The sequence below is a fragment of the Pseudomonas sp. RIT-PI-q genome, from assembly GCF_001297125.1.
In the GTDB taxonomy this organism is placed as follows: Bacteria; Pseudomonadota; Gammaproteobacteria; order Pseudomonadales; family Pseudomonadaceae; genus Aquipseudomonas.
Genome location: NZ_LHPC01000077.1, coordinates 164,569 through 180,103 on the forward strand (window position 1 = coordinate 164,569; position 15,535 = coordinate 180,103).

At 61.1% G+C, this 15,535-nt stretch carries 17 protein-coding genes; 10 read left to right on the forward strand and 7 right to left on the reverse strand.

Annotation, left to right across the window (positions count from 1 at the left end; all coding sequences use genetic code 11):
* Positions 1 to 196: 196 nt before the first annotated feature.
* Positions 197 to 841: a glutathione binding-like protein gene (locus tag AEQ67_RS32545; protein ID WP_059407915.1), complete on the reverse strand. Its 645-nt coding sequence runs from the start codon at positions 839 to 841 to the stop codon at positions 197 to 199.
* A 146-nt stretch (positions 842 to 987) separates the two neighbouring features.
* Here AEQ67_RS32545 and AEQ67_RS32550 point away from each other — a divergent pair, with 146 nt between their 5' ends.
* Positions 988 to 1,536 carry a cysteine hydrolase family protein gene (locus AEQ67_RS32550; protein WP_059407917.1) on the forward strand — a complete coding sequence of 183 codons (549 nt, stop codon included), beginning with the start codon at positions 988 to 990 and terminating at the stop codon, positions 1,534 to 1,536.
* A 171-nt stretch (positions 1,537 to 1,707) separates the two neighbouring features.
* On the opposite strand, the gene AEQ67_RS32555 is transcribed toward AEQ67_RS32550, so the two are convergent.
* From AEQ67_RS32555 to AEQ67_RS32570, 4 genes are all read right to left on the reverse strand, one after another.
* Positions 1,708 to 1,917 carry an SEC-C metal-binding domain-containing protein gene (locus tag AEQ67_RS32555; RefSeq protein WP_059407919.1) on the reverse strand — a complete coding sequence of 70 codons (210 nt, stop codon included), beginning with the start codon at positions 1,915 to 1,917 and terminating at the stop codon, positions 1,708 to 1,710.
* On the reverse strand, positions 1,914 to 2,408 hold the full coding sequence (locus AEQ67_RS32560; RefSeq protein ID WP_059407920.1) for an LEA type 2 family protein: 495 nt from the start codon (positions 2,406 to 2,408) through the stop codon (positions 1,914 to 1,916). Before AEQ67_RS32560 ends, AEQ67_RS32555 begins: the two co-directional genes overlap by 4 nt.
* 176 nt (positions 2,409 to 2,584) lie before the next feature.
* Entirely contained in the window at positions 2,585 to 3,061 is a 477-nt protein-coding gene (locus tag AEQ67_RS32565; RefSeq protein ID WP_059407921.1) for a YchJ family protein, read from the reverse strand.
* 4 nt (positions 3,062 to 3,065) lie between these two features.
* Positions 3,066 to 3,563 (reverse strand): DUF6231 family protein, encoded by a 498-nt coding sequence (locus AEQ67_RS32570; protein WP_059407922.1) that lies wholly within the window; start codon positions 3,561 to 3,563, stop codon positions 3,066 to 3,068.
* A gap of 189 nt (positions 3,564 to 3,752) precedes the next feature.
* On the opposite strand from AEQ67_RS32570, the gene AEQ67_RS32575 reads away from it, so the two are divergent.
* The 4 genes from AEQ67_RS32575 (at position 3,753) to AEQ67_RS32590 (ending at position 6,430) form a co-directional block, all read left to right on the forward strand.
* Positions 3,753 to 4,448, forward strand: a complete 696-nt coding sequence (locus AEQ67_RS32575; protein WP_059407923.1) for an OmpA family protein — start codon at positions 3,753 to 3,755, stop codon at positions 4,446 to 4,448.
* A gap of 90 nt (positions 4,449 to 4,538) precedes the next feature.
* Positions 4,539 to 5,252: an OmpA family protein gene (locus tag AEQ67_RS32580; RefSeq protein ID WP_059407924.1), complete on the forward strand. Its 714-nt coding sequence runs from the start codon at positions 4,539 to 4,541 to the stop codon at positions 5,250 to 5,252.
* 148 nt (positions 5,253 to 5,400) lie between these two features.
* The gene (locus tag AEQ67_RS32585) at positions 5,401 to 5,679 is read left to right on the forward strand and encodes a DUF1145 domain-containing protein (protein WP_059407926.1); all 279 of its coding nucleotides are present in this window, start codon (positions 5,401 to 5,403) and stop codon (positions 5,677 to 5,679) included.
* Positions 5,672 to 6,430 carry a collagen-like triple helix repeat-containing protein gene (locus AEQ67_RS32590; protein WP_059407927.1) on the forward strand — a complete coding sequence of 253 codons (759 nt, stop codon included), beginning with the start codon at positions 5,672 to 5,674 and terminating at the stop codon, positions 6,428 to 6,430. Before AEQ67_RS32585 ends, AEQ67_RS32590 begins: the two co-directional genes overlap by 8 nt.
* Before the next feature lie 120 nt (positions 6,431 to 6,550).
* On the opposite strand, the gene AEQ67_RS32595 is transcribed toward AEQ67_RS32590, so the two are convergent.
* Entirely contained in the window at positions 6,551 to 7,015 is a 465-nt protein-coding gene (locus tag AEQ67_RS32595) for a CopD family protein (protein WP_059407928.1), read from the reverse strand.
* A 99-nt stretch (positions 7,016 to 7,114) separates the two neighbouring features.
* On the opposite strand from AEQ67_RS32595, the gene dinG reads away from it, so the two are divergent.
* The 5 genes from dinG to pdxH all read left to right on the forward strand — a co-directional run bounded on the left by dinG (position 7,115) and on the right by pdxH (position 15,128).
* Positions 7,115 to 9,259 carry an ATP-dependent DNA helicase DinG gene (dinG, locus tag AEQ67_RS32600; RefSeq protein ID WP_059407930.1) on the forward strand — a complete coding sequence of 715 codons (2,145 nt, stop codon included), beginning with the start codon at positions 7,115 to 7,117 and terminating at the stop codon, positions 9,257 to 9,259.
* Positions 9,260 to 9,354: 95 nt separating this feature from the next.
* Positions 9,355 to 11,859, forward strand: coding sequence for a beta-galactosidase (locus tag AEQ67_RS32605; RefSeq protein WP_059407932.1), 2,505 nt, complete (start codon positions 9,355 to 9,357; stop codon positions 11,857 to 11,859).
* Between the two features lie 223 nt (positions 11,860 to 12,082).
* The gene (locus AEQ67_RS32610; RefSeq protein WP_059407936.1) at positions 12,083 to 13,228 is read left to right on the forward strand and encodes a serine hydrolase domain-containing protein; all 1,146 of its coding nucleotides are present in this window, start codon (positions 12,083 to 12,085) and stop codon (positions 13,226 to 13,228) included.
* 115 nt (positions 13,229 to 13,343) lie between these two features.
* A complete protein-coding gene (locus tag AEQ67_RS32615; protein WP_059407938.1) occupies positions 13,344 to 14,456 on the forward strand; it encodes an OmpA family protein in 1,113 nt (370 codons plus the stop codon).
* Positions 14,457 to 14,480: 24 nt separating this feature from the next.
* The gene (pdxH, locus tag AEQ67_RS32620; protein ID WP_059407940.1) at positions 14,481 to 15,128 is read left to right on the forward strand and encodes a pyridoxamine 5'-phosphate oxidase; all 648 of its coding nucleotides are present in this window, start codon (positions 14,481 to 14,483) and stop codon (positions 15,126 to 15,128) included.
* A gap of 5 nt (positions 15,129 to 15,133) precedes the next feature.
* Here the strand turns inward: pdxH and AEQ67_RS32625 are convergent, their stop codons facing one another.
* Positions 15,134 to 15,370: a hypothetical protein gene (locus tag AEQ67_RS32625; RefSeq protein ID WP_059407942.1), complete on the reverse strand. Its 237-nt coding sequence runs from the start codon at positions 15,368 to 15,370 to the stop codon at positions 15,134 to 15,136.
* Positions 15,371 to 15,535 lie beyond the last annotated feature (165 nt).

Below are 15,535 nucleotides of genomic sequence, written 5' to 3' on the forward strand. Positions count from 1 at the left end.
GGAGGTAGAGGCGCAATAAAGGCGCTACGTTAGTGAGCAGGAGGTGGCCGCGCAAGCGGGGTATCAGGTTATTTCAGGATTTGTCTACCAAAGGCAAAAGATCGCAGCCTCGTTTCACTCGACAGTTCCTACAGGGGAATGCAAAACCGTGTAGGAGCTGTCGAGTGAAACGAGGCTGCGATCTATTGATCTTCGATCAGGATTTAGGCGGATTAATCTTGGCGGCCAAGGCATACGCCTTCACCGTCGCCGGACGGCTCTGGATGTGGTTGAACCAGCGCAGCACATTAGGGAAGTCTTCCAGATTTTGACTTTGCCACTTGTGGGAAACGATCCACGGGTAAATGGCCATGTCGGCAATGCTGTACTCGCTGCCGGCGACGAACTCATGGTTCGCCAGTTGCTTGTCGAGCACCCCATACAGGCGCGCGGTTTCATCGATGTAGCGCTTGATCGCGTAAGGGATTTTCTCCGGGGCGAACTGGCTGAAATGATGATTCTGCCCGGCCATCGGCCCCAGGCCGCCCATCTGCCAGAACAACCATTGCAACGCTTGCTGGCGACCCCGCAGATCCTTGGGCAGGAACTTGCCGGTTTTTTCCGCCAGGTACAGCAGGATGGCTCCGGATTCGAACACTGATAAAGGCTCGCCACCCTCGGCGGGCTCATTATCGACGATGGCCGGGATTCTGTTGTTCGGGGAGATTTTCAGAAAGTGCGGCTGGAACTGCTCGTTTTTGCTGATGTTGATCGGGTAAACGTTGTACGGCAGGCCGGCTTCTTCCAGGAATATCGAGATTTTGTGGCCGTTAGGGGTGGTCCAGTAATACAGGTCGATCATGGAGTGCTCCAAATCAAGAGACGTCGTTACGTGCGGACAGCAAACGCCGGCATCAGGTCGTCCTGTTTGCGTTCGATAGCTTGCCTGTAGGAAGAGGTGATGCTGAAGTGGGTGAAATTCAATGACCCCACAGGAGAAAAGTCGGCATGGAGCTCAAGACAAACACGGCGCTGATCATCATCGATCAACAAAAAGGCATCCTGGAGCCCCGGCTCGGTCGCCGAAATAATCCTCAGGCCGAGGAGCGGATGCTGGCGTTATTGGCGCATTGGCGTCGAACCGGGCGGCCGGTGATTCACGTGCAGCACTTGTCCCATTCCCCGGAGTCGGTGTTCTGGCCGGAGCAATCAGGTGTGGAGTTTCAGGAGCGGTTCCAGCCACAGGCCGGTGAGCAGCTGATTCAGAAACGGGTGCCGGATGCGTTTTGTTCGACGGGGCTGGAGCAGCGATTGCGTGAGGCGGGGATCGATCAGGTGGTCATCGTTGGTGTGGCGACGCACAACTCGGTGGAGTCCACGGCGCGAACGGCCGGCAACCTGGGGTTTGAGGCATGGGTGGTGGAGGATGCGTGTTTTACTTTCGACAAGGCTGACTACTTCGGTAAAGCCCATTGCGCCGAAGAGGTGCATGCGATGTCGTTGGGGAATCTGCATGGCGAGTATGCCACGGTCGTCTGCACAACAGAAATCCTGTAGGAGCGAGGCTTGCCCGCGAAAGGGGCACCTCGGTCATGCAGATACACCGCGTCATCGTTCTTCGCGGGCAAGCCTCGCTCCTACAAGGAGTGGGGCGAGCCGGATCACATGTGGGAGCGGGCTTGCTCGCGAAGGCGATTCAACAGGCGAAGAAGCTCTTCGCCCGAAGCATCAAGCGCCGTGGCACTTCTTGAATTTCTTGCCGTTGCCGCATGGGCAAGGGTCGTTGCGGCCGACGTCTTTCAGGGCGTTGCGCACCGGTTCCTGGTGGGCGTGGCCGCAGTTCGGGCCGTGGACATGGCCATGGTCGTGATCATGGTTCTCGTGATGGTCATGATCGTGGTTGCAGTCAGGACCATGGACATGGGGTTGCTGGGTCATCGGTTTTGCTCCGGAATTAAATCGGCGGCGATTATCACGCCATTACGCGCCAGGTGCACGTAGTGCGCGATGAATAAACCGGTTTCCAGTTCACCTTCCAGACGATAGGGAATGGGCTGGTCGGGTTTTTTCAGCAGTTTCACCAGATCCCGAACCTTGGGCCACAGGTTGGTGCGGATCGGCACCTTGAAGTAGGCACTGCGTTTTGGGCCGACTGTGAACCAGTGTTCGTGCTCGCCTTCAGTCAGCAATATGCCCCCCAGATGAATGCGGTACTCCATGCCACGCACCGTCAGGTCGCTGTCGTTGGGATTGTCGACGCGAAAGTGCAGGAGGAATCGTTGCTGCATGAGTTTGGCCTGGACGACCTCGACCTTGACCAGATGCACCTGCGGCTCCGGTTCATCGCCACTGAACCAGGACGCACAGCCGCCGAGCCCGAGAAACACGAGCAGGGTGAGCATCTGTAAGACGCGCCGCTGGGTGGTCATGTTGATGTTCCTCCCTTGTAGCAGCTGGCGAAGCCTGCGTTCGGCTGCGAAGCAGTCGTAAACTCAGGCAACGCGGTATTTCAGGTAGACCGAGTCAGCAGGATTTGCGACTGCTTCGCAGCCGAACGCAGGCTTCGCCAGCTGCTACAGGGAAATCATCCCGCCACGAGATCACCTCAACTGCCGAAATACCCCGCGCAACACTTCTTGAATTTCTGCCCGCTGGCGCAGGGGCAGGCATCGTTGCGCCCGGCCTTGAGTTGTACGGTGGGGTCGATGAAATACCAGTGGCCGGTGTTCTGTACGAACGACGAGCGCTCGCGGTGGCTGTGCTCGCCGGCGCCGTCGTGCCAGCGCGCGGTGAAGGTCACGAAGGCGTGTTCCGGTTGGCCGCCGAAGACTTCAGAGCTTTCCACCTCAAGACCCAGCCAGGTGCTTCGGGCGCTCCAGTCGCTGATGGACTGACGATCCAGACCGGCTTGTTGCGCGGGCAGAGTGGTCGCCACCAGATAGTCGATCAGGCCCAGCACGTAAGCGCTGTAGCGCGAACGCATCAAGGCTTCGGCACAAGGCGCCGGATGCCCTGCGTGGTAATGACCGCAACAGGCATCGAGCAGCGTGCCGCTGCCGCAAGGGCAAATAGATGTACTCATTGCGTTACCACCAATATTTCCCGAAGTTTTCCGGATTGGCCCAGAAGCGTGAGTTGAGCCAGTCGGGTACTTGTTTGTAGTCAAGCAGATCATAGGTGAACAGGGTCAGGACTTGCTCATCTCGCTGGAAGCGCTCGCTGGCCTGCAGCGCCAGGGAGAAAAAATCAGTTTCCTGCCAGCCGCTGGCCGGCAAGTCCGCCAGCACCGCGATGCGACTGGCATTGAGGTTGCGGATCCCGCCTAACAGGTTCAGGCCATCGCGCTTGGGCAAATGTTCCAGGCAATCGACCACCAGCGCCAGATCGAACCGCCGTGCCGCCAGCTCGGCAGGCAACGGCCCCGGTGCCGCGTGAGCCACGCTGCTGTCCGGGTGCGCAAGCTTGAAGGCTTCCAGCGCCGGGAACTCGCTGGCGCCAATCAGCAGCAGACGCGCGGGGGCGTAACGATCAAGCAAAGCGGCCAGCGCTTGCTGCGGGGTACGCGAAGAAATACCTGCAATCATCGAAGATCCTCAATCAGAGCACCAAGACTAGCTTGCCCGAAGGTTCGGGCCTAGAGCGTCTTACCGCAAAAAGCAGCGAACTCCCGTGAACACTGGAAAAAACAGCAATGGCCTATTGCTGGCGGAGATTAAAACTCGGGTCTTTACTACCTGAATCGGTTCTAAGCCGATCCCTCAGGAGAAAACTAGATGAGCATAGTTCGGACAGCATTACCCTTGGTTCTGCTAACCAGTGTGTTGACTGGTTGCGCAGGTTTGCAGAAAACCGACTGGCCGACCTGTGCGGCGGTCGGTGGTGTCGTGGGCGCGGGGCTCGGCGCGACCGAGAGCTCGGCATGGGCAGGGTATGGCGCGCTGCTCGTCGGCGGCACGGCTGCGGCCTATTGCTGGGTTCACGGTGATGGCGACGAAGACGGCGATGGTGTGCCGGACAGCCGCGACAAGTGCCCCGGTACGCCTAGAGGCGTGAAGGTCGATGCCGATGGTTGCCCTCCACCTGTGCCTGCACCAGTGGTCGAAGAGGCGGTGGTGGTCAAGGAAGAAGTCATTGTCATCCGTGATGTTCACTTCCAGTTCGACAAGGCCACGCTGACCCCTGCCGACAAAGAGGTGCTCAATAAAATCGCCACTCGCCTGAAGCAGGAGTCCAGCACCGCCCAACTGACCGTGACCGGTCACACCGACAGCGTGGGCAGTGATGCCTACAACCAGAAACTGTCGGATCGTCGTGCACACTCGGTGGTTGAATACCTGATTTCCCAAGGCGTACCCCGCAGCGAGTTCGTGTCTGTGACCGGTGCCGGTGAAAGCCAGCCGGTTGCCGATAACAAAACCGCTGATGGCCGCGCGTTGAACCGTCGCACGGAAATCAAAATCAACCGCTAGGCCCCGTACACTCCGCGGCTTGTGCAGTCGCGGATGCGGGTCTTTACTCCTGTGTAACCGGTATTGGCCGGTAACACAGGAGCTTTCACCATGAGTGTTCTCACACGGACCGTCTTGCCGGTTCTGCTGCTTGGCAGCCTGATGACCGGTTGCGCTACTCACAGCGATGGCACCGCCCCCCTCAATCAACGCACCTGGCCGATCTGCAGCGTCATCGGCGGACTGGTCGGCGGAGGCCTGGGCGCGCTCGAAAGGGGCGGGTGGGGGGGCGGGGGGGCAGCGCTCGGTATCTTGACCGGTGGCTTGATCTGTTACGCCCAGGATGGCGACGAAGACGGCGATGGTGTTTTCGATCGACGTGATCGCTGCCCTGACACACCCGCCAATACTCCCGTCGAACATCACGGTTGTCCGTTGCCGCAATACCCGGTCAGCGTAAAACCTGTCGCACCGGTGGAGCCGGAAGTCATCACGTTGCCCGGCGACGTGCTGTTTGCCTTCAACAAGTACGAACTGACGCCCTCCGCGCAGAGTCAGTTGGATGCGCTGATGCCCAAACTGCAGAGCGCCGATGTGGTGAGCATCAAGGTCGTCGGTCATACCGACAGTAAGGGTACGGATGCCTATAACCAGGCACTCTCGGAGCGCCGCGCCAGCAGTGTGGCGGCCTACCTGTTGAGCCAGGGCCTGGCGCCCAACAAACTCACTAGCGAGGGCAAGGGTGAAAGCCAGCCTGTGGCCGACAACGAAACAGAAGCAGGGCGGGCGAAAAACCGTCGCGTGGAGTTGCACATCAACCGCTGAGCCACGTAATAGAGCCGTCGGACGACAATTACAGTCGCCCCGACGGCCATTCGGTGGCCTTTGCGAAGAATTTTCTGTTGCCCTCTGGCTTATCCCGCGTGGAAGCCGTTACTGTGCGCGCAAAGAATAATTCTCAACGGGGGAGCGTATGAAGGTGTTTTGGGGGCTGGGGAAGCTGTTGACCCTGCTGTTCTGGTTGGTGGTGCTGGTCAATCAGCTCATGCCGTTTGTCAATCCTCTGCATCTGTTGGTCGATCTGGCCGGCAGCCTGCTGGCAGGGCTCCATCTTCTTGAAACGCTGTTCTGTTATCGCAGCCTCAGAGGTCGCGCCCATCCTTGGCTTGATCGCTTGAAGATCCTTTTCTTTGGCGTTTTCCACCTGCAAACCATCCCGGCTCCGACCGCACCGAAGGCTTCCCATGCGTAAACTCTGTCTGCTCGCTGCACTCGTCAGCCCATGGGCCTGCGCTCAGGTTGTCAGCGTCGAAACCAACTCGCTGATGCGCTTGCCCAACACCGCCAGCACCTTGCAACTGGAACGCCTGGAAGTCGCCGATTACGGCACGTTGCTGATTCCTTCGAATGTGACCGAAGTCTCCGTTGGCGAATTGCACCTGGGCCGGGACGCGCGGATCGCTATCGTGCCAAGCGAAAAGACGCTGGAGTTGAAGGTGAGCCGTGCCCAGTTGTCTGAAGGCAGTCAGATTACCGCTCGCGGCGCGCCGGGGACTTATCTCAAGGCTGCCCGCTCCGGGCGCAATCTGAATTTACAGATCAAGGCGCTGAACGCGCCACAATTGTCGGTCGACGCTCGCGGCGGTGCGGGTGCGCCGGGTTTTGTCGGTCTTGACGGGGCCAACGGTCAGCCGCCGGGTTGCACCTGGGGCCAGGCCGGTCGCGGTGCCGATGGCAGCGATGGCAGTGACGGCCAGGCCGGTGCGCCGGGCGCGCTGGTTCGACTGGAAGTGCCGCGCGATTACCCGGCGCAGCAGATCAAGGTTCAGGTCGCCGGCGGTGCCGGTGGTGTTGCAGGGCCTGGCGGTAAGCCGGGGGCGGGTGGCAAGGCCAAGGGCTGCTTTGTCTACAAGGCCGATGGCGGCAAGAGCGGACGTCCTGGCGCTGATGGCCAGCCAGGGCCTGCGGGGGCGGCGGGTTCGGTGACGGTTCAGCGGTTGTAAGACGTTTCTGAGTTTTGTGTTGTCTGATCGATCGCTATCGCGGGCAAGCCCGCTCCCACAGGGATCACTGCGAACCCTGTAGGAGCGAGGCTTGCCCGCGAAGGCGTCAGCCCAGTCGCCTCAAAACATCGGCCGCGCCGCTGCAATCGCCACCAACACCAACCCGACAATCAGATTGATCCCCACCAACTTACGAATCTTCCCCAGCACCGCAGCCCCGGTCGGCCAATCCTGTGCCGTCACCGCCGTGCGCAGTCCCGGCAGCAACAACGCCTGAATCCGGATAAACAGCGCGGTCATCACCACGTACAACCCCATCATTACCTGCACGTAACGCGGCGCGGTTTCAAACCCGGCGTATTGCAGATGAATCATGCCCACACCGCTGATCGGCAAAAGCACCACCGCGACCCAGACCCAGCGGAAAAAACCTTGAAACACTTCTACCCACAGCTTCAGCCGGGCAGGGCCTTCCAGTGCCTTCATCGCCGCGGGGCGCAAGACCATCCAGGCGAAAAACATGCCGCCCACCCACACCAGTGCGGCGAGGATATGCAGGCTATAAACAAAGCTAAAGGCGGTCATTGAGGTACTCCGTTCTGCGCGGGATTAATTAGCGCGGTATGATAGCCGCCGAACCAAACCACTGAAAATTTATCCAGCGTTTTTTGCGCCCGACAATCCATGATCAGCACTGAACTCAAAACCACGATCCAGGGCGCCTACTCGCGTTTTCTCGAAGCCAAGAGCTTGAAACCGCGCTACGGCCAACGCCTGATGATCGCCGAAATTGCCAAGGTCCTCGGTGACATCGACACCGACGACGAAGGCCGGCGCAGTGGCGACCCCGCGATTGTCGCGGTGGAAGCCGGCACCGGTACTGGCAAAACCGTGGCCTACAGCCTGGCGGCGATTCCCACCGCCAAAGCCGCGGGCAAACGCCTGGTCATCGCCACGGCCACCGTGGCCCTGCAAGAGCAGATCGTCTACAAGGACTTGCCGGACCTGATGCGCAACAGCGGGCTGAATTTCAGCTTCGCCCTGGCCAAGGGGCGCGGGCGCTACATGTGCCTGTCCAAGCTCGACATGTTGCTCCAGGAAGGTCACGCGCAAACCGCCACGGCGCAGTTGTTCGAAGAAGAAGGCTTCAAGATCGAAGTCGATGAGGCCAGTCAGAAGCTGTTCACCAGCATGATCGAGAAGCTCGCCGGCAATAAGTGGGACGGCGACCGCGACAGCTGGTCCACCGCCCTGGAAGACGCCGATTGGGCGCGCCTGACCACCGATCACAGCCAGTGCACCAACCGCCATTGCCCGAACTTCGGCCAGTGCGCCTTCTACAAGGCCCGCGAAGGCATGGGCAAGGTCGACGTGATCGTCACCAACCACGACATGGTGTTGGCCGACCTGGCCCTCGGCGGCGGCGCTGTTCTGCCGGACCCGCGCGACACCATCTACGTCTTCGACGAAGGCCACCACCTGCCGGACAAGGCCATCGGTCACTTCGCTCATTACACGCGCCTGCGTTCCACCGCCGACTGGCTGGAAACCACCGCCAAGAACCTCACCAAACTGCTGGCCCAGCATCCATTGCCGGGTGACCTGGGCAAGTTGATCGAGCAGGTGCCTGAACTGGCCCGCGAGATCAAAACCCAGCAGCAGTTCATGTTCACCGCGTGTGAGCAGGTCGCCGACTTCAAACCCGGCGAAGACGTCGAAGGCCGCGAGCGGCCGCGTCACCGTTTCGTCGGCGGGGTGATTCCCGAGCACATGCGCGAAATGGGCGTCGAACTGAAAAAAGCGTTCGCCCGTCTGACCGACCTGTTCACCCGGCTCACCGAGCTGCTCAAGGAAGGCATGGATGGCGAGGTCAACATCGGCATCGCCAGCAACCAGGCCGAAGAGTGGTATCCACTGTTTGGCAGCCTGTTGTCGCGCTCTTCGGGCAACTGGGAGTTGTGGGGCGCGTTTACCGCTGAAGACCCGGAAGACAATCCGCCCATGGCCCGTTGGCTGACCCTCGCCGAAAGCGGTTCGCTGTTCGACATTGAGGTCAACGCCAGCCCGATCCTTGCGGCGGAAATGCTCCGGCGCAATCTGTGGAACGTGGCTTACGGTGCACTGGTGACCTCGGCGACGTTGACTGCACTCGGGACGTTCGACCGTTTCCGCATGCGCGCCGGCCTGCCGAAAAAAGCCGTGACTGCCGTGGTCCCTAGCCCGTTCCACCACGCCGATGCCGGTGTACTGCGGGTGCCGGACCTGAAAGCCGACCCACGGGATGCGCCAGCCCATACCGCCGCGATCATTCGTGATTTGCCGGCACTGGTGGAAGGTTCGCGCGGCACGTTGGTGCTGTTTTCTTCGCGCAAACAGATGCAGGACGTGTTCGACGGTCTCGACCGCGACTGGCGCAAGCAAGTGTTCATTCAAGGCAACCTGTCGAAACAGGAAACCCTGAACAAGCACAAGGCGCGGGTTGATGGCGGGGATTCCAGCGTGCTGTTCGGCCTGGCAAGTTTTGCCGAGGGCGTCGACTTGCCCGGTGCGTATTGTGAGCACGTGGTGATCGCGAAGATTCCGTTCTCGGTGCCGGATGATCCGGTCGAAGCGGCCCTCGCCGAGTGGATCGAGGCGCGGGGCGGCAATCCGTTCATGGAAATCTCCGTGCCGGATGCCTCGCTGAAACTGGTCCAGGCCTGCGGGCGCTTGCTGCGTACCGAAGAAGACCGCGGCACCATCACCTTGCTCGACCGGCGTCTGGTGACCCAGCGCTACGGCAAGGCGATCCTCAATGCGTTGCCTCCCTTCCGTCGTGAAATTTCCTGAAACACCGGTGGGCAAATGTGCCCACCGCGTTGTCTATCTCTCTACCATCGCTTTTCCACTGGCCATTGATGGCCGTTAGGGAGAATTTCGTTCTCATGATTCGCCGTTCGCTGCCTGCCGTTTTTGCCCTGATGTTCGCAGCCCCGTTGCTGGCGGCCCCTGCTGCCCAGCAGACGCTGTTCAACTTTGTACGCCCCGCCGACGTCGTCCAGATCGCGACTCAGGACGCCAGCCTGCCGCAATCCAATGCCGAGCAAACGGCCGAAGGCGAAGTGCTGCGCCGGGTGACCTTCAATCCGGTGGCCCAGCCGACCTTGCGCCTGACCCCGCAAACCGGCGCCTGGGACTGGTCGCAGTCGGGCGTCATGAGCCTGCGAATCCAGAGTGCGATGAACTGGGCCGTGACGCTCTACGTGAAAATCCAGAGCAACGATGGCAAGACGCTGATCAGCCGCGTCGATCTGCCGGCGGGCCCGGCGCAAACCCTGTTAGTGCCGTTGGTCGCCAGCACACCCTTGAGCCAAGGCATGAAAGCCGGCCCACCAATGCCGATGAATGTCGATGGCCAGCGCGTACTGCTGGCCAACAGCAGCGGTGAACTGGATCGCAGCCAAGTGGTGTCGGTGAGCTTGTCGATGGATCAACCGAAAGTGGCCCAGAGCATCCTGCTGGAACGCTTCGGTGTGCAGGACGGCGAGGCCGTGACCAAAGCCGCTTACGGCGGTCTGGGGGGCGCTTACGGCCAATCGACCCGGGCCAAATGGCCGGAAAAAGTCAGCAGCGATGAGCAACTGAAAAGCGCCGCCGCCAAGGAACAGCAGCAGCTGAAAACCTGGCTGGCCGAGCGCGAGAAATCGTCCCTCGACAAATTCGGTGGCTTGAACAAAGGCCCGGCGTTCAAGGCCAGCGGCTTTTTTCGCACCGAGAAGCGTGACGGTCGCTGGTATCTGGTGACGCCGCAAGGGCATCCGTTCTATTCCCTGGGGGTCAACACCGTTACCCCGGACGTTAACCAGACCTACATCGCCGGCCGCGAGTGGATGTTCGAGTCCCTGCCCAAACCCGACGAGGTGCTGGCCAGCCACTACGGCGAAGGCGACAACCGTGGCGGCAACGGCGTCGATCAGGGCCGGAGCTACAACGCCGGCCGCTGGTACGATTTCTATGGTGCCAACCTGCAGCGCTTATATGGCGCACCTTGCGCGTTGGGCAGCGAGACGAAGGCCGGTGTTGCCGAAGCGGCCAAGGCCGATGCGGTTGAGGCGACGGCCGACAAGGCTGCCGAGCAACCGGTTGCGCCTACGACGGCCGAAGCCGGTGTCGCCGAGGCCGCCAAGACCGGCGCAGTCGAAGCGACGGCCGCGAAAGCAGCCGAGCAAACACCGGCCGAACCGTGCAAAGCGCTGGTTGATGAACAGCGCTGGGCTGGCCACACCCTGGATCGCCTGCAAGCCTGGGGTTTCAACACCATCGGCAACTGGAGCGCTCCGGCGCTGGGCAGCACCGACCGCGTTCCGTACACCCTGCCGCTGTCGATTGTTGGCGATTACGCCAGCATCAGCACCGGCACCGACTGGTGGGGCGGCATGCCTGACCCGTTCGACCCGCGTTTCGCCATGGCCACCGAGCGTGCCGTGGCCATCGCGGCCCGCGACCATCGCGACGATCCGTGGCTGATCGGCTACTTTGCCGACAACGAACTGGCCTGGGCCGGCCCCGGCGACGATCCGAAAGCCCGCTATGCGCTGGCCTACGGCACCTTGAAGATGACCACCGATGTGCCGGCCAAACGTGCGTTCCTCAAGCAATTGCGCGACAAATATCGCAACCAGGCCGGTCTTTCCAAAGCCTGGGGCATCGACCTGCCAGCCTGGGAGTTGATGGAAGACCCAGGCTTCGTGCCGCCGCTGCCGAGCGCCGAACACCCGGAAATCGAAGCCGACTTCAAATACTTCCAGAAGGTCTTCGCCGACACCTACTTCAAGACCATCTCCGACTCGCTCAAGTGGCATGCGCCGAATCAGCTGTTGCTGGGCGGCCGCTTTGCCATCAGCACCCCGGAAGCAGTGGCGTCCTGCGCCCAGTATTGCGACGTGTTGAGCTTCAATATGTACACCCTGCAACCGCAGGACGGTTATGACTTCGCCACACTGCGCAACCTGGACAAACCGGTACTGATCACCGAGTTCAACTTCGGCTCGACCGATCGCGGCCCGTTCTGGGGCGGCGTGACGCAATTGGCCAAGGAAGAAGATCGCGGCCCGGCTTACGCCAATTTCCTCAAGCAGGCGATGAGCGAGCCTTCGATTGTCGGGGTGCACTGGTTCCAATACCTCGATCAACCGGTGACCGGGCGCCTGCTGGATGGCGAGAATGGTCACTTCGGACTGGTGGGCATTACCGATCTGCCGTTCCAGGGATTTGTCGACAGTGTGCGCAAGAGCAACCTGGCGACCGTCGATCAGTTGGGCAAAGAGGCGCAGATGACCACGGCCGACAAATCCGGCAACGATGCGGGCGGCGGCCGCAAAGGCGACGCCGGCAAAGGGGCGGGGCAGGGCGCTGGGCATGCGGGTGGGCATTCGGGCAATGGCCATTAACACCTGAAACCGAGTCATCGTTCATCGCGGGCAAGCCCGCTCCCACAAGGTTCACGCTGACCATTGTGGGAGCGGGCTTGCCCGCGATGGCGGCCTGATAGGCACCATAAATTTTCGATCAATACCAAGGGCAACCGACCGCCCAGCCCGCCCCTGTTCCCAAATCCTTCAATGGCTGGAACAATGCGGGCCACTTTACAGCCTTATATCCGGGGAGTTGCGGGTGCAGATTCAGGGTTTTTACGAGCTTAAGTTCGAAGCGGTGCGCGAAGCATTCGCCGCGCTGTTCGACGATCCTCAGGAACGTGGCGCAGCGTTGTGCATCCAGATCGGTGGCGAAACTGTCGTCGATCTTTGGGCCGGTAGCGCCGACAAGGATGGCCTCGAAGCCTGGCACAGCGACACCATCGCCAACCTGTTCTCCTGTACCAAGACCTTTACCGCCGTCACCGCCCTACAATTGGTGGCCGAAGGCAAGCTGCAACTGGACGCCCCGGTTGCCCGCTACTGGCCGGAATTCGCCGCTGCCGGCAAAGACGCCGTGACGTTGCGCCAATTGCTCTGCCATCAGGCCGGCCTGCCGGCGCTGCGCGAGTTGCTGGCCCCGGAAGCGCTTTACGACTGGCAAACCATGGTCGACGCCCTGGCCGCTGAAACGCCGTGGTGGACGCCGGGCGAAGGCCACGGTTACGCCGCGATTACCTATGGCTGGCTGGTCGGCGAGTTGCTGCGTCGCGCCGATGGCCGTGGACCCGGTGAGTCCATCGTGGCGCGGGTGGCGAAGCCGTTGGGTCTGGATTTCCATGTCGGTCTGGCAGACTCGGAATTTCACCGCGTGGCGCACATCGCTCGTGGCAAGGGCAACATCGGCGATGCCGCAGCCCAGCGCTTGCTGCAAGTGACCATGCGCGAGCCGACGGCCATGACCACCCGAGCCTTCACCAACCCGCCGTCGATCATGACCAGCACCAACAAACCCGAGTGGCGGCGCATGCAGCAGCCGGCGGCCAATGGCCACGGCAACGCCCGCAGCCTGGCCGGGTTCTACGCCGGGCTGCTCGACGGCAGCCTGCTGGAAAGCGAAATGCTCGACGAGCTGACACGTGAACACAGCCTCGGCGAGGACAAGACTTTACTGACCCGGACCCGTTTCGGCCTGGGTTGCATGCTCGATCAACCGGACGTCCCCAACGCCACTTACGGCCTTGGCCCGCGTGCGTTCGGCCATCCGGGCGCCGGCGGTTCCATCGGTTTTGCTGATCCGGAACACGATGTAGCCTTCGGCTTTGTGACAAATACCTTAGGGCCGTACGTCTTGATGGATCCGCGCGCGCAAAAGCTTGTGCGAGTACTGGCCACTTGTCTGTAAATCCCGCTTAAGGGTCCTGGAACCGGAACCCGAAAGCCTTTTCAGTCTCAAAGCGTCTGTTTATGTGGGCCGAACCGGCCGGATTTTTTCATTACTTCATTTTTGTGGATATCCAATGTCAACTAAATCAACCCTCGCCTTGGCACTGTGCTTCGCTATCACCGGTTGCGCGCAAACTCCACAAAATGACTCGGATGGCAGCAGCTGGTGGCCGTTCGGTTCCTCCGACAAAGTCGCCGCTAAAACTCCGGCTCCAGCTCCAGCACCTTTGAAGCCTGCCGCGACCGCGCCGGTGGCCAAGACTGAAAGCGCCAGCCCTTGGTACTGGCCGTTCGGTTCCGACGACGGCGCCGGCAAGACGCCAGCCAAGGCTGAGGTAAAACCTGAAGCCAAACCCGCAGCCAAGCCGGTTGAAGTGGCCAAGGCCGAGGCCGACGCAGGTGGCAAATGGTGGTGGCCGTTCGGCGGCAAAGAGCAGAGCACCGCCAAAGTCGTGCCGATGCCGGATCCGAAAGTCACCCAGGCCTGGCTCGACGACTACGAGCCGCGTCTGCGTGAAGCGATCAAGGACAGCAACCTGCAACTCGAACGCCGTGAAAACGTGTTGGTAGTCACCGCGCCGGTAGAAGGCTCGTTCAACCCTGACCGTCCGGCCATGCTGCTGCCAGTGACCCTCGGTCCCTTCACCCGTGTCGCGAAAATCCTCGAAGTCGATCCAAAGACTGCCGTGCTGGTTCTGGGTCACAGCGATACCTCGGGCGCCGCACCGGCCAACGTGAAACTGAGCCAGGAACGCGCCCAAGCCGTGGCCGCGATCTTCCGCCTCAGCGGCCTGCAACGTGATCGCCTGATGCTGCGCGGCATGGGTGGCGAAGCGCCGCGTGCTGCCAACGACAGCAATGAAGGCCGTGCCTTGAACCGTCGCGTGGAACTGCTGGTGACTCCGCAAAACACCATGGTCGCGCTGCTGAGCAAGTACAACATGCCGGCACCGGCGCCAGTGACATTGATCGCTGCCAAGGACATCAAGCCAGTCGCCACGCCAGTCACCCCTGCGCCGGCCGCGAAGAAAGCCGATGTGCCTGCCGCGAAAAAGGCCCCGGCGAAGAAAGCCGCTGCCAAGAAGGCTCCAGCGAAAACCGCGACTCCGGCGAAAAAGACCGCTCCGGCCAAAGCCGCTGCCGACGCGAAAAAAGTCGACGTTGCCGCCGACGCCACAAAGAAGTGATTCGTTAACCAAAAGGAATGCGCCATGACCCAGGGCCTGGCTGATATGCGTCGCGACTACACCCGTGATGGCCTGACCGAGGCACAAGCCCCGGCCGAGCCGTTCGCGCTGTTCCATCAATGGTTCGCTGACGCGGTGAAAACCGAGCAGGCACCCGTGGAAGCCAACGCCATGACCCTGGCCACGGTCGATCAGGACGGTCGGCCCCATTGCCGCATTCTGCTGCTCAAAGGGTTGGATGAGCAGGGCTTCACCTTCTTCACCAACTACGACAGCGCCAAGGGCCAGCATCTGACCGCGAATCCGTTCGCGGCCATGACGTTTTTCTGGCCTGCGCTGGAGCGTCAGGTGCGCATTGAAGGGCAGGTGGTGAAGGTTTCGCCTGAGGAGTCCGACGCGTACTTTCAGGTCCGGCCCTTGGGCAGCCGCCTCGGAGCCTGGGCTTCGCCGCAAAGCAGGGTGATCGCCGATCGTGCCGAGCTGGAAGCGCTGCTCAAGAACACCGAGCAACGTTTCAGCGACACCCAGCCTCACTGCCCCGAGCATTGGGGCGGTTATCGTCTGCTACCCGAGCGCATCGAGTTCTGGCAAGGCCGTCCGAGCCGCCTGCACGACCGCCTCAACTACCGCTTGCAGGGCGCCGACTGGATTCTTGAACGTCTGGCACCCTAAGCAGTCTACCGACCGGGATAACCTGCCGCAGCGGCCTCCAGCCACTGCGGCAGGGCCCGACGCTTGATCTTCTGCGCTTGAGCGTTCGCCCGTTGCTGGTGCGTGAAGGCTTTTTTCTGCTCATCGGCACCCGCCAGGGCTAACGCCAGATCGCGGTCCATCCAGCGTTTGATCCGTACGTACAGCCACCCGTGGAAGTACAGACCGGCGACAGTGGTGACGACAATGATGAAGTAATCCATGACAATCCTTGGGCCAGTGGGCAAATTGCGCAATTTGTCGCTACTGTGTGTTGAGTTCGTGGAGGCGCCTGTACCGGGCCTGAATCAAAACAATTTTATCCGGGCGATGCCGTGACACGCGTCAAGCCGCGGAGTTTAATGAATACCTGTCCTTTGGAGTTGATG

Excerpts from the sequence above, each read along its gene's own strand:
- AEQ67_RS32560 (WP_059407920.1), bottom strand. The coding sequence starts at position 2,408 with ATGACCACCCAGCGGCGCGTCTTACAGATGCTCACCCTGCTCGTGTTT.
- AEQ67_RS32590 (WP_059407927.1), top strand. The coding sequence starts at position 5,672 with ATGCGTAAACTCTGTCTGCTCGCTGCACTCGTCAGCCCATGGGCCTGC.
- AEQ67_RS32605 (WP_059407932.1), top strand. The coding sequence starts at position 9,355 with ATGATTCGCCGTTCGCTGCCTGCCGTTTTTGCCCTGATGTTCGCAGCC.
- AEQ67_RS32595 (WP_059407928.1), bottom strand. The coding sequence starts at position 7,015 with ATGACCGCCTTTAGCTTTGTTTATAGCCTGCATATCCTCGCCGCACTG.
- AEQ67_RS32570 (WP_059407922.1), bottom strand. The coding sequence starts at position 3,563 with ATGATTGCAGGTATTTCTTCGCGTACCCCGCAGCAAGCGCTGGCCGCT.
- AEQ67_RS32555 (WP_059407919.1), bottom strand. The coding sequence starts at position 1,917 with ATGACCCAGCAACCCCATGTCCATGGTCCTGACTGCAACCACGATCAT.
- AEQ67_RS32575 (WP_059407923.1), top strand. The coding sequence starts at position 3,753 with ATGAGCATAGTTCGGACAGCATTACCCTTGGTTCTGCTAACCAGTGTG.
- AEQ67_RS32550 (WP_059407917.1), top strand. The coding sequence starts at position 988 with ATGGAGCTCAAGACAAACACGGCGCTGATCATCATCGATCAACAAAAA.
- AEQ67_RS32580 (WP_059407924.1), top strand. The coding sequence starts at position 4,539 with ATGAGTGTTCTCACACGGACCGTCTTGCCGGTTCTGCTGCTTGGCAGC.
- AEQ67_RS32615 (WP_059407938.1), top strand. The coding sequence starts at position 13,344 with ATGTCAACTAAATCAACCCTCGCCTTGGCACTGTGCTTCGCTATCACC.
- AEQ67_RS32545 (WP_059407915.1), bottom strand. The coding sequence starts at position 841 with ATGATCGACCTGTATTACTGGACCACCCCTAACGGCCACAAAATCTCG.
- AEQ67_RS32625 (WP_059407942.1), bottom strand. The coding sequence starts at position 15,370 with ATGGATTACTTCATCATTGTCGTCACCACTGTCGCCGGTCTGTACTTC.
- AEQ67_RS32565 (WP_059407921.1), bottom strand. The coding sequence starts at position 3,061 with ATGAGTACATCTATTTGCCCTTGCGGCAGCGGCACGCTGCTCGATGCC.
- AEQ67_RS32585 (WP_059407926.1), top strand. The coding sequence starts at position 5,401 with ATGAAGGTGTTTTGGGGGCTGGGGAAGCTGTTGACCCTGCTGTTCTGG.
- pdxH (WP_059407940.1), top strand. The coding sequence starts at position 14,481 with ATGACCCAGGGCCTGGCTGATATGCGTCGCGACTACACCCGTGATGGC.
- dinG (WP_059407930.1), top strand. The coding sequence starts at position 7,115 with ATGATCAGCACTGAACTCAAAACCACGATCCAGGGCGCCTACTCGCGT.